The sequence below is a fragment of the Mycoplasmopsis bovis PG45 genome, from assembly GCF_000183385.1.
GTDB classification, from domain to species: domain Bacteria; phylum Bacillota_I; class Bacilli_A; order Mycoplasmatales; family Metamycoplasmataceae; genus Mycoplasmopsis; species Mycoplasmopsis bovis.
Genome location: NC_014760.1, coordinates 447,235 through 460,221 on the forward strand (window position 1 = coordinate 447,235; position 12,987 = coordinate 460,221).

Genomic DNA, 12,987 nt, shown 5'->3' on the forward strand with positions numbered 1-12,987 from the left:
TCATATAAATTTCTAAAAAATAAATGTATATTATACATTATAAAAATATTTTATTTTTAATCTTTGTACAACAATATTTTCTAAATTTTTTGGAATATTTTCATAAATGATTAAGTATTTTTTCATAGATATTATTTTTTGTACAAACACTTGTAATTTTAAATAAGTTTCAGCATTGTTTAGTATGTTTTCACAGATATTTTTTGAAAACACAAAGGTATTAATATTTGCAAAGTCACTAAAATTAAAAAGTTTTTCATCAAGGTTATCTATATATAAACCAATTGAAAGCTTTTTTAAATTTTTATCATTTCCAATATGATTTAAAAGTTTTGAAACCAATTCATAATTAAAGTCGCGATAGTGATATTTAAACATCAAAATAGTTTTATCACTTAAAAGTGGAGAAAGTTTTTCAAAGTTAATATCATTAGTTTCGACAATTACAAAATCATCACTGTTTACTTCAGTCGAAAGTAAATTTTCGGTTCATAAATTATTATATAAATATCTATATCAAGGGACATTTTTAAAAAAGTTCACATCATTATTGCTAAAGCCTAAAACACGACTTTTTAATATTCTTATATTGGCCTGAGAATCGTCTTTATAATTAAGCACATAAACAGGGTCTTTAGCATATTCAACAAGATTATTTTTGTTTTCAAAGGACTCTAATTTAGTTTTAAATTCGCTAAAGTGTTCGTTATGCTCATTACTGTCTAAAAATCACTGATAATACTTTGTATTTAAAATGTTATTATCTAAATGATGGAGCAGGTATTTTGCCTTAATGTCATATTCATATACTTGACTTTTATCTGTGGGCATTTTGAATGATAAAAGAGAACAGTTATTAAAAAACGGGTTAAATGAGTTTAAGGAATTTACTTTATTCACCATTTTTATAGCATCTTTGGTAAATTTTTTAAGTAATAAATGTGAATTTACACCAATTATTAAGTGTAAAATGCCATCTTTAAAATAATATCAGCCTGAGTGCTTTAGTAAATTCATCATGCTGATTGTATGATTAATATCACTATTACTGAGCCCATTTTGCAAATAAAATTGATTTATTGTTAATGCATATGATAAATAAAATTTATTAGGCAATTTTAATAAGTCATTATCACTTGAAAGTGCATTAAACATATTTTTTTCATTATAGTTAGGCGTAAAGCTTCAGTATATATTGCAATATATAAACTTTTTATCAGCTGAAGGATATAACTTAACTAAAAATTGTTTTTTAACCAAGTTGATATCAAAGTATTTATATGACTTATTTATTGATGAATTTGCATATTTCTCAAGATTAAGAGAACAAAATAAATTATATCTACTACTAATTTTCTCTTTAAATATGTATTTGGATATTTTATCTCTGCTTTTAGGTGCAAAAAAACTTAAAAATTCTCCTATATCAACTGTTTGGTTATTTTTGATTCCTACTTTATCATCATCAAAGCTGCTTAGACCACTTAGAGTATTGGAGCTTAATCTAATTACATTTTTCTTTTCTAAATTAATTTTGAAAAAAATAACTCCATTTGTATTTATAGAGTTAATATGCTTAACTTTTCAATGAATTAAAATGGCAGAAAATGTCACAAATGCACTAAGGCAAAGCACAACTAGTGTTCACAAAAATAAATGCAAAACATTTAATGCCATTATAATCTCCTTATTTAGTTATTATCTTTTAGTAATCGTACCGATTGGTGGTTTTTTGCTAGCGATTTAATTCCAGTTGTTGCAAAGTGAACAGTTATAGTATCACCATTAACTTCTAAAACTTCACCTTCACCAAAGAAAGTATGACTTATTACATCACCAGGTAATATTTTTTTATTTCTTTTCTTGATTTGATCTTCATCTTCAAATTCGCCATCTACAAAAATGCTATTATCTTTTTGTAAAATGTGCTTGTTTATATCTATGCCCATTTCTTTTAGAAAACGCGAAGGCTTTTTCTCAGTTTGTGAATAAAGAAGCAAACCACGAGAATCGCTAACAAACAATTTTTCTTTAGCTCTAGTTATAGCCACATAGGCTAATCTTCTCTCTTCTTCCATTGCCTCTGGTACTTTATATGCACGGTAATTTGGGAAGATGTTTTCACACATACCAACTAAAAATACATTATCAAATTCTAATCCTTTAGCAGCGTGAACTGTCATTAATGAAACATAGCTCATTGATTCATCAGTTGAATCTGATGCTGAAATAAGAGAAATGTATTCAAAATACTCTTTAAGACCTTTTTTTGGATTAGTTATTTCTCATGACTTAATCCCTTCTAATAATGCCCGAATATTTTCTTCGCCAGTTCCTTTAAGTCCAACATCATCACTTATGTATTTTAAAAAACCTATTTCTTTTAGAAAACTCTCTAAAACAACATGAATTTTATTGCCTTGTAACAAAGCAGCTTTATACTTATTTATGCAATTTAGCAAGGCATAAATATTTATTATCACTTCTTTTGAAACAGGCAGGTTTTTATAGTGAGTAACTAAAGTTTTATAAAGCGAAAGATTTTTTTCATTTGCAAAATTAATGATTTTATTTAATGAAGCTTCACCAACTTTTCTAGGTGGCACATTTATAATTCTTTTTAACTGTAAGTCATTTCCATCATAAATAACTCTTAAAAAGGCCAGAGCATCCTTGATTTCTTTACGTTGATAAAACTTTTCTCCGCCAAAAATTTTATAGTTAATTTTTTCATTCATTAACTGCTCTTCAAAGTTTCTAGAGTAACTATTAGAACGGTAAAAGATAGCTATATTTTTTAGCTGTATTTTTTGCTTTTTAAGATCGTTAATTTTTTGCACAACTCATCTAACTTCAGCCTCGGGGCTAAAAGCGTGAATATACTCAATTTCAGCACCATCATAATTATCTGTAACTAAGTTTTTATTAAATCTATTGTGATTGTATTTGATTAAATTGTTAGCAGCTTCTAATATTTTCTTAGTTGAACGATAGTTTTTGCTTAAGATGATTGTTTTTGTGTTTTCAAAGTCTTTTTCAAATGACAAAATTAAATTAACATCAGCACCACGTCAACGATAAATAGTTTGATCAGGATCTCCTACGATTGTAAGTTGCGCTTTTTGCGATGATAAATATTTAATAATTTCATATTGAATAGCTGATGTGTCTTGAAACTCATCAACTAAAATATATGAGTACTTCAAGGCTCATTTTTTAACAATTTCAGTATTTTTATAAAATAATTCATTTACCTTGATTAATAAGTCATCAAAATCTAAGCTTTGTAATGTTCTAAGTTGATTATTATAAAGGTTGTAAATTTTTACAACACTTTCTCCATCACCATAAAATTCACTTTCTAAATTAGAGTTAATAAAGTGAATTATTTCTTCGTCACTATCATAAAGCTTGTTTTTAAGCCAAGAAAATAAACGAATTAAATTTTTGAAATTTGAATCAGTTGGAATTAGATCGTGTTCTTTATATAAGTCTTTTAAAATCTTCTTTTTGTCATTGTCATCTATTATCTGAAAGTCATTTTTTAGGTTAATATGAAAGGCTTCTTCTCTTAAAATTCTTGCACAAAGTGAATGGAATGTTGAAATTTCAGCTGTGCCTTTGTTAAATTTAGTATTTGTGTATTGCTTAACTCTTTCAGACATTTCAGCAGCAGCTTTATTTGTAAATGTAACTGCCAGAATATGATTAGGTGATATTCCTAAAACGTTAATTAAGTAGGCTATTTTTCTAGTTAAAACCCTAGTTTTACCACTACCAGCACCAGCAATTATTCTAAGCGGGCCATCGAAGTAATATAATGCTTCAGTTTGCTCTTCATTTAAACCTTCAAAAATTTTGGCTTTTTGAATTTCAATAATTTTATTTTCAATCATAAGAATATCCCTTTCTGAGAGAATCTAGGAAATAATTGTAAAAGACTTATTATCAGCCTTAAAGGGTATTAATTTAGGCATAGTTTTTTGGTTACTGTTATAGTGTTTAATCCAAGTAACTCTCGTGCCACTAATATTGTCAATAATGCCTAAATTTTTTTTATTGACTATTATCACAAGAGTATCAATGAATAAAAATGTGAAATAAAGTCCTATAACAGTTTGTAAGAATCTAGTTAGAAATACAAAATTAAAAGGCTCGTTAGTTCTTTTTTTGGATAATAAGTATTCATAAAACTTATTGATTTGTCATGGCATAATTAATGACATAATAAGCAAAACTAAAAATAGTCATATCCAAAATGAAAATAAACTTCTAAGTAAATAGGCTTTATGTATTTTGGCCTTATTAACATAAGTTTTACTATCAATTGTTAGTAATATTTGCACTCTAAATATAATCATTCAAATTGTTCTGCCTTCAAAAACAAAAGGAATTATGATGAACAAAATGAGTGAAATAAGCACGCTAACTATTCAAAAATAGTAATAACTTAATAATGGAATTTGCTTTGGATTATGAGTTTTAAAAACGCTTAAAAATGATAGTAGTGTAACTAATGAAAAGAATGTAATTATATCTAAGAGCCTATAAAATAGCCTTATTCAGAAATTTACATTTTTATGTAGCATTTTATAATTCGCCTAAAATGTCGCTTCATTTATCAATGTTTGGTAAATATTTCAATGAATTGCTTTCTAAATTTGACTTAAGCATATAAATGTTGGTTTCAAAAAATAATTTGTCTTCATTATGCATTTTTTGTAAATATTTATATAAATCTTCAGCAAATTTTTTTGACCTTTTTTCACTGTAGTTAATGTAATCGCTTATTACCGAAAGTGAGAAGCGAGCTCTTCATGTTTTAAGCAATCCACCTAAAAATATTTGTAAGAAGTAATAGTAAGCATACTTGATTTCTTGCTGTAATTTAATATTATTCATTTTTGCATAATTAAGCAATTCATTGAATTGGTAAATAAAATTGTTAGGTGCCAATCACATATCTGATTGAATGTTTTCACGGACAATAACATCATTTGTATAAATGTATGTATTTGCATGAATTAAAAGCAAGTAGTTTAAATAAACTTGAAATTTTGTGTCATTAAGTTCTCTGAATTTAAACTTTGGCAAACTTGTTAATAATTTTGTTTTAAATATTTTGTTAAAAAGAAATGGATAAGAATAGGCAACTACTTCTGGATTTTTACTTATGTTAAAAGTATTCTTTGCTTCTAATCTAGGTGATGGTTTTCACTTAATTGTATTAACTAAATGAGGCCTAAATTCTAAGATATCAGCATCATATTTACTAATGCATTCTAATAATTGTCTAACTAGTGAAACGCTTCCATCATTGTCGGGGAAATAAATAAATGAGTGTTTTGCTTTAACTAAGTGAAAACCAGCAACAATGTCTTTGTGTATGCTACGTCTTTTGCTGTTGGTTATAAATTTAAGTCTTGAGCCAAAAAAATCTAAATATTTTTCTAAAGTAGCATACATATTTTTACCAGTGTTTGTAAGAACTAAAATAATTTCAAAATCTTGATTATCCTGTTCCCTAAGAGTACTTAATACATCTTTAAGCACTATGCTGTTGCAAATGTTGGGGATAATTAACGCTAATTCCATATTCTCTCCTTACATTTTAATATTTCCACTAGTTCTTGGGTATGGTATTACATCTCTAATGTTGTCAACGCCAGTTATATACATTACTAATCTTTCAAAACCTATTCCAAATCCAGCAGAACCAGCATGACCAAAACGACGAAGATCTAAATATCATTGCAACTCTTCTTTGCTAATTCCAACTTCCAGTGCTCTTTCTAAAAGTTTTTCATATCTAACTTCACGTTGGCTACCGCCGATTAATTCACCTATTCCAGGAACTAATAAATCAAAAGCTGCAACGGTTTTATCATCATCATTTTGATACATATAAAATGCTTTAAATGATTTTGGAAAGTTAATTATTGCAATTGGTCCGTGAGCTATTTCTTCAGCCAAATATTTTTCATGTTCTGTTGCAAAATCTAGGCCAAAATTAATATCTTGATTTTCAAATCTATCTTTAACTTTCTCTAATTCAACTAATGCATCTTTATAATCAAGCACCATTAATTTCTTTTTAATGAATGTATTAAGGCGTTCTAAAAGAGTTTCATCAACATTGTTTTGTAAGTAGTCAAATTCCTTAGGATGCTTTTTTATAGTATTTTTGATAACATTTTTAAGTAGTTTAGTGGCAAAATTAATTACTTTTTTAAGGTCATAAAAAGCTATTTCAGGCTCAATCATTCAAAACTCAGCAGCATGTTTTTTAGTGTTTGAGTGTTCAGCACGAAAAGTAGGGGCAAATGTGTAAACTTTTTCAAAGCCAACTGCATAACTTTCGGCATGTAATTGTCCTGTTACGCCTAATGTTGCATTATTACTGCCAAAAAATGGCTGCTCTTTGTTTCCGTCATTAACATAAAACTGTTCGCCAGCGCCTTCGCCATCATTACTTGTAATAATTGGTGCACTAAAGTTTAAAAAATTGTTTTCGGCAAAGAATTTGTGAATTTCTAATGCTAATGTTGAACGAATTAACATAACACATTTTAATAAGTTTGTTCTGTGTCTAAGATGTGGAATTTCTCTTAGAGTTTCTAAATTAATTTCCTGTTTTTGAATAGGAAAATCATGATCAACATTTTTTAATAAAACAAATTTAGAAGCCAAAACTTCCAATGGTTGTTTTGCTTTAGGGGTTAAAACAATAGTGCCATAAACTTCAATTGCAGCACCTGTTCTTATTTCATCTAAAAGTTTAAAATCAAAGTTATCACCTTTGAAAGTAACTTGAATATTTTCAACAGTTGAACCGTCTGAAATAGTTAAAAATCTTATTTTGTTATTGCCTCTATTTGAAACAACTCAGCCTCTTAATGTAACATCAACGTTTTTAAATTGTCTAGGTTTTTCTAAAATATGCTTTATAGTATGTTCACTCATAGCCACCCCTTAATATAATTATTAGTTTGAAAAATACATTAATATAAGTATATATTAATTCTACCACATTTTAAGCTTAATTATCTACCTTTTGCATCCATAAATGGATGCATTGCATCACTTTTGTTGTCTTTGATACTTGCAATAGGTTAAATCGAAATAAACTACAATAAAATTACAAAACACACTATAAAACAGCCTTTTATGTAAATTATAATTTTTGCTATCTAGTAACATATTGATTCTATTTTCTATATATTGTTAAAAAATAGACTAAAATTTATTGGTAATTGATATATATGGCTGTTTTATTGGTTTATAAGTCATTACTCAATCCTATTTTAATAATAACTAAGGAAAAAAATGTCTGCATTAACTATAGTTAATTTGATTTTTGGTGTCTTAGCATCATCATCAATGGTAATAATTTGCATACCTCAACTAGTATCAATTTTAAAGTCAAAGTCGGTTGGAAACATTTCATACGGAACTTTTTTAATTTACTTTTTTGGCGGAGCATTATTTATTTTAATAATGGTGCTTAAAAAAGGCATTGGTTCATTTGAATTTGATAGTATAAAAAATCCTGATTCAGATCCGATAGTCAATATTATTGGAAACTGACTTTTTATGCTTATAATGGCAACTACAATAACATCATTCTTAAATTATGACAAAAATAAGCCATTGTCATTCAAGCTTCTAATTGGCTTAATTATATGAGTTATTTGTCTAGTGTTTACAATTTGATTCTTTATGGTTTATGCTAATGAAAAGTTCAGACTTAACCTAAGTCCAGATTCAGTTTTGCTAACAATATTTACAGTTTGTGCAACTGTTTGTACTTCATTACCTTTTACATTGCAAATAATTAAAACATTAAGATCTAAAAGCGCCGAAGGGCTAAGTCCACTTATGCTATATCTAGGAATGTTCATAAATGCCTGTTTGGCAGTATATTTGGGAACTTTATTGCCGTTTACTTCACCTATGTGATGGGTGTGTGTTATCTTTTCATGCCTAGCAATTGTTGTGTATATGATACAAATATTCTTATACTATTATTACAAGAAAATGAACAATTCAGATGAAATAAGCGCAAATAATAATATTAAAGTACAATAATTTCTTTATAAAGCTGTTTTATAGTTATATTAGTTTATTTTTACCTATTCATTGTTTAGTAAATTTTGCCTAAGCAACCATTTTTTAGGCAATATATTTTTTATGTAATAAAATATATATATTAAATTAATCTTAAGTAAAGGAGCATTATGGCCTTAATTGATAGAGACCCTGAAGTTGCAAAAGCAAGGATTGAAAAAAGAAAAGCAATGTTAGTAAAACTTCATGAGCAAAATATTGAAGAATTAAATAATCCTGCCCTTATTCGTGATCAAGATGTTCCTATTCATAAGCATTGTGATGACCCATTTTGCAAAATAGCATTAGAAACGATGTCAAAAGAAGAAAAAAGAAAAAAACTTATTCTTAAATGAATTGCTATTGTTACATGTATTTTGATAATAATTGCTGCGATAATTGCAGCAGCAGCTATTGGTACTCTTGGTAACTGAGAAAGCGAGAAAATATAGCAATGAAAAGCGAATTAATCTTGTTGATAGTAATTTTGTGCTTGCTAATTGTTATTTTATTAGTTGTATCGCTCCCAAATATTATTTCACTATTCAATGCCAAAATTAAAAAGCCACGTTATGACAAGTTAGGCAAAAGCAGTCAAATTAGGCTTATAAACCAGCTTCGTGAAGCTGTTGAATATTTGTCAAAAAACAAGATAGGTGCATTAATTACAATTGAAAATAATGACAATATTGAAAACTTAAGAACTGATGGTGTGATAATCGATGCAAATATTTCATCTAGCTTATTAATTTCTATTTTCAACAAGTATTCTCCTTTGCATGATGGAGCAGTAATTATAAGAGATAATAAAATTTTATATGCTGCAACATTTTATAAGATCACAAAAAAATCGATTAATAATCAATATGGTGCACGTCACAGAGCCGCAATGGGTATAAGCGAACTTTGTGATGCTACTTCAATAGTAGTTTCTGAAGAAACAGGCTTTATTAAGCTTATAAAAAATGGAATTTTTTACAATGTTAAAATTGAACAGTTCCAAGAACAATTAATTAAATACCTAAAGGACTAAATTATGACTGAAGAACAGATATATGAATCCCCTCTTGAAGTGGATCCCATTGAATTAAGAAAAGTTATAGCAACTTTGAATCTTAATGGTGCAAGAGAAATAGTTGATACATATCCCGATGCTGATATTGCTTCATCTTTAGAGTCTTTAGAATTAAATGAGCAATTAATATTTTTACGTTTACTAACAACTTCATCTGCTGCATCAATATTTAGCTACTTAGATGAGGATGTGCAAGTTGAATTAGCAAAAAGTTTTACTGAAGACTGAGGAATGAAATTATTGCAAGAGCTTCAATCTGATGAGTTAGTTGATGTTTTAGATGAATTGCCTTCTAATGTTGCAAGTAAGGTTTTGGCCTACACTAGCAGTGAAAAGAGAAATGAACTTAACAAGTTATTAAGTTATAATGATGATGAAGTTGGCAGCATAATGAGTATCGATATTTCTAGCTTACCAAGCTCATATACTTGTGAGCAAGCACTTAACAAAATACGTAGAGATTATAAGAAGAATCAAAAGGAATTAGTTCACTATTATTTTGTTGTAAGCAACACCAACAAATTATTAGGGGTTCTCACATTAGAAGAAATAACATTTGCTGAACCAAATGAGAAAATTGAAGACCTTTATTCACCTGTTGCTTTTGTTTACACTAGTGAAAAGAAGGAAAATGCTGCTAAAGTATTTAGTGAGCAAGATATGTCAGTTTTACCTGTTGTTAACCATGAAAAACGGTTAATAGGTATGATAACCAGTGATGATGTTATTGATGTTATTCAGGATGAAGTTACTGAAGATCTCTATAAAATAGCCGGAATCAGCAACAAGGTTATTGAAAATGATTATATTAAAACACCATGATATAAAATTGTTCAGTCACGTATTTTATGGCTTTCATTACTATTAATTTTTTCAACAATAACTCAAGGAATTATTCACTGAGCTCTTCATGTAACATATATTAGTCATAAAAGTGCTGATACTGCTTCTTTTGCATCGTTACTAACTGTAGCATTTGCAGCCATTATTCCCGTTCTTAATAATAGTGTTAAAAATATAGGATTACAGTCAAATATAAGTATTTCTCGTTCTATTGCTTTAGATGAAATTGATAAAAAAGATTTTGCAAAAGTTGTTTGAAAAGAATTATTAGCAGCCATTGTGCTTGCTTCTGTTTTAGTTGTTGTTAATTTTGCAAGATTAAGTGCTTATTTTGCAGCAACTAAAGATTTATTAGGAGATAATAAACTTAAATATTTAGCACTTATAATTGGCACATCAGTAGCACTATTTATCTCTGTGATTCTTTCATCATTATTTGGATCATTATTGCCAATATTATTGATAAAGGCTAAAAAAGATCCTTCATCAGCTTCAGTTATATTATTAAACTTAGTTGTTGACTTTATAACAGTATTAATTACCTTTGGTATTACTTATGGAATATTAGTTTCAATTTAGTTCATTACCAAAAAGACTATTTCATAGCCACAAAGATTATTTGTGGCTTTTTTAATAAAAAAGCTACCTTTATTTAGGTAGCCTAGTATTAGTAGAATTCAACAAAACAGATGCGAATATTATGAGGTTTAAAATCTAAAAGAGTTTCAAAATTTTTTGTAATTTCTTCTCTTAAGCCTTCAATAGTAGTCTTTAGTGAATAATTCTTTTTGATCTTAACATCAATAATAAAAGTTGCATTTGACTGATCTGGCAAGAATGTAATTCTAGGGACATTTGCTAACTTAATTCCTTTTATTTCAGAAACAGCATTATTAATTAGGTTCAAAAGTGCTTTTTCAGTAACAGAAACTCTTTCATTAATTCCAAAAGCAGTAGAAAGAAAATTCATTATTTATTAGCCCTTCCAAGATATTTCCCTGTTTCAGTAGAAACAATAATTTTTTCACCTTCACTGATAAACATTGGAGTTTCTAATTCAAAACCCGTTTCTAATTTAACTTTCTTTTGAGGGTTATTTGCAGTATTTCCTCTAACAGCATCAGGTGCTTCAGTAACTTCTAACACAACATTGGCATCTAATTCAATATCAAGAATTTCTTCCTTGTACTTTCTGATTTTAACAATCATTCCTTCTTTTAAGAAGTTAAGTTCTCATTCAACATGTGAAACAGGAATTTCAACTTGTTCATAGGTTTCGGTATCCATTAAGATGATGTTTTCTCCATCAGAATATAAATAGCTCATAGGTCTTTTGTCAATGTGTGCGCGAGAAACCATAACCCCACCAGTATATGATTTAATAACAGTGCTACCAGTTCTTAAATTTTTGACTTTAGCCTTCACATTAGCTTGGCCCCTTCCTTGTTTTGAGTGTTGTGCTTCTAAAACAACAAAAATATCGCCATCATCTTCAAAAGTAATTCCAGGTTTAAAAGTATTTACGTTAATCATTTTGACTCCCTTTATGTTTATAGGCCTATAAAACAGTTATCTAAGTAAAATTTTACTTTAGTACACAAGCACAAAAGTTTTATTTATTTAGTATTTTAATTTACTTTAATTTATTCTTAATAATATTAAAAAATTATAAATTAGAAATTTCAAAATTGAAATAAATTTGATTAAAAGCATATTTACAGTACGCTATTCTAAAAATTTTTTAGCAAGAATTTAGAAATTATTTCCAATCTCAAAATTAATTATTTCATTGTTTTATAGGCAAATTATACAAAAAATAAGCAACTATTATATAATAATAACTATACATAAATAAGGAGTATTATATGAAGAAAGTTGCAATATTTTATAACACCGGAGCCAAATTTCCTTGAGTGTTAAAACATCCTAAAAAAGATGAAATAATAGGACAATTTAAAAGCAGAAAAGATGCAGTGTTTTGATATATAAGTTTCAAACTAGAAACACTAATTCTTCTATTGAATGAAAAAAACGAACAAGTTGGACAAATAGCATATATAAAGGATCCTGACTACAACAACAGATTTATAATGATTCCCCAATCTAATGGATTGGATGCTAATGAGACATATATTTCATTGTGTGATGAGTTTGAAATTGACCCACTTAAATTTTATAAATTAAACACTGATGCTCAGATTGAAGAATATATCAAACATCTAACTTTTTCATATAATGCAGATCCTAAATCTTATTTTGAGTCAAAATATGAAATCAAAAAGAGAGATAAAGAAGAATATCTAAATGCTGATGCTAAAGTTAAAATGAAGCAAATTGAGTTAGCTGGTTTATCTGACCTTAATAGACATACACGTTCTGAAGCTGCTAAAGAATTAGATGACTTAGCAATTACTAATACAGTAGTAATTGAGCAAAACATAATAAAAAAGGAAAAAACTAGTGAGAGAAGCAATTTGGAAGTTGAAAATAAAACAACAACTAAGGAAGCAATGATTTCAAAAGTAGAAGAAGCTAGTGAGCAAATTCCTGTAACTAGTGATGATTTGTCTAAGGAAAAATCTTCATTAGATATGTTACCTGTGCAAAATAATGAAAATGATGAAGCTAAAAATGAAATAAAAACAGCAGAATCAAAACCAGCAAACAAAAGCCCTGTTGGCAAAATTATTGGTTTTACAATTCTAACATTACTAATTTTAGGAGCATTAACATTTGGTATTATTGCACTGCTTGACTGATTGGGTATAGTCGACTTATTACCATTTATTTCAGCTAGAAAATAATGACTATTGTGCATATTTAATTTTTGCTATATAATTATTTATGCATTTTTGCCCGAGTGGTGAAATTGGCAGACACGCTAGACTAAGGATCTAGTGAGGCAACTCATGCAGGTTCAAGTCCTGTCTCGGGCACCATATTAAAAAATCAAGGTAATTCCT

Annotated in this window: 12 protein-coding genes and 1 tRNA gene; 6 read left to right on the forward strand and 7 right to left on the reverse strand. The window is 28.1% G+C overall.

Annotated elements, in window-relative coordinates; translation table 4 throughout:
- Positions 1 to 30: 30 nt before the first annotated feature.
- Genes MBOVPG45_RS01935 through asnS form a run of 5 tightly spaced genes read right to left on the reverse strand, consistent with a single transcriptional unit; the run spans position 31 to position 6,963 of the window.
- Positions 31 to 1,677: an MHO_4530 family protein gene (locus tag MBOVPG45_RS01935; protein WP_013456573.1), complete on the reverse strand. Its 1,647-nt coding sequence runs from the start codon at positions 1,675 to 1,677 to the stop codon at positions 31 to 33.
- A gap of 14 nt (positions 1,678 to 1,691) precedes the next feature.
- Positions 1,692 to 3,896 (reverse strand): UvrD-helicase domain-containing protein, encoded by a 2,205-nt coding sequence (locus tag MBOVPG45_RS01940; RefSeq protein WP_013456286.1) that lies wholly within the window; start codon positions 3,894 to 3,896, stop codon positions 1,692 to 1,694.
- Between the two features lie 24 nt (positions 3,897 to 3,920).
- Complete coding sequence (locus MBOVPG45_RS01945; protein WP_013455988.1) at positions 3,921 to 4,589, reverse strand: hypothetical protein; 669 nt, start codon at positions 4,587 to 4,589, stop codon at positions 3,921 to 3,923.
- Position 4,590: 1 nt separating this feature from the next.
- The gene (locus tag MBOVPG45_RS01950; protein ID WP_013456111.1) at positions 4,591 to 5,595 is read right to left on the reverse strand and encodes a glycosyltransferase; all 1,005 of its coding nucleotides are present in this window, start codon (positions 5,593 to 5,595) and stop codon (positions 4,591 to 4,593) included.
- Positions 5,596 to 5,604: 9 nt separating this feature from the next.
- The gene (asnS, locus tag MBOVPG45_RS01955) at positions 5,605 to 6,963 is read right to left on the reverse strand and encodes an asparagine--tRNA ligase (RefSeq protein WP_013456194.1); all 1,359 of its coding nucleotides are present in this window, start codon (positions 6,961 to 6,963) and stop codon (positions 5,605 to 5,607) included.
- A 363-nt stretch (positions 6,964 to 7,326) separates the two neighbouring features.
- Here asnS and MBOVPG45_RS01960 point away from each other — a divergent pair, with 363 nt between their 5' ends.
- From MBOVPG45_RS01960 to mgtE, 4 genes are all read left to right on the forward strand, one after another.
- On the forward strand, positions 7,327 to 8,088 hold the full coding sequence (locus MBOVPG45_RS01960) for a PQ-loop domain-containing transporter (protein WP_013456505.1): 762 nt from the start codon (positions 7,327 to 7,329) through the stop codon (positions 8,086 to 8,088).
- Positions 8,089 to 8,237: 149 nt separating this feature from the next.
- The gene (locus tag MBOVPG45_RS01965; RefSeq protein ID WP_013456102.1) at positions 8,238 to 8,558 is read left to right on the forward strand and encodes a hypothetical protein; all 321 of its coding nucleotides are present in this window, start codon (positions 8,238 to 8,240) and stop codon (positions 8,556 to 8,558) included.
- Between the two features lie 2 nt (positions 8,559 to 8,560).
- Positions 8,561 to 9,139 carry a diadenylate cyclase gene (locus tag MBOVPG45_RS01970; protein ID WP_013456334.1) on the forward strand — a complete coding sequence of 193 codons (579 nt, stop codon included), beginning with the start codon at positions 8,561 to 8,563 and terminating at the stop codon, positions 9,137 to 9,139.
- Between the two features lie 3 nt (positions 9,140 to 9,142).
- Entirely contained in the window at positions 9,143 to 10,603 is a 1,461-nt protein-coding gene (gene mgtE, locus MBOVPG45_RS01975) for a magnesium transporter (protein WP_013456233.1), read from the forward strand.
- A gap of 88 nt (positions 10,604 to 10,691) precedes the next feature.
- Here mgtE and MBOVPG45_RS01980 read toward each other — a convergent pair whose 3' ends face one another.
- Together MBOVPG45_RS01980 and efp are read right to left on the reverse strand one after the other, a co-directional pair.
- Entirely contained in the window at positions 10,692 to 10,994 is a 303-nt protein-coding gene (locus MBOVPG45_RS01980; RefSeq protein WP_013456142.1) for an MMB_0454 family protein, read from the reverse strand.
- Positions 10,994 to 11,557 (reverse strand): elongation factor P, encoded by a 564-nt coding sequence (gene efp, locus MBOVPG45_RS01985; protein ID WP_013456043.1) that lies wholly within the window; start codon positions 11,555 to 11,557, stop codon positions 10,994 to 10,996. Before efp ends, MBOVPG45_RS01980 begins: the two co-directional genes overlap by 1 nt.
- A 332-nt stretch (positions 11,558 to 11,889) precedes the next feature.
- Between efp and MBOVPG45_RS01990 the strand changes: the two genes are divergently transcribed.
- Together MBOVPG45_RS01990 and MBOVPG45_RS01995 are read left to right on the forward strand one after the other, a co-directional pair.
- Positions 11,890 to 12,828: an MAG3090 family protein gene (locus MBOVPG45_RS01990; protein WP_013456488.1), complete on the forward strand. Its 939-nt coding sequence runs from the start codon at positions 11,890 to 11,892 to the stop codon at positions 12,826 to 12,828.
- A 50-nt stretch (positions 12,829 to 12,878) separates the two neighbouring features.
- Positions 12,879 to 12,963 (forward strand) — tRNA-Leu (locus tag MBOVPG45_RS01995).
- The last annotated feature ends 24 nt before the right edge of the window (positions 12,964 to 12,987 follow it).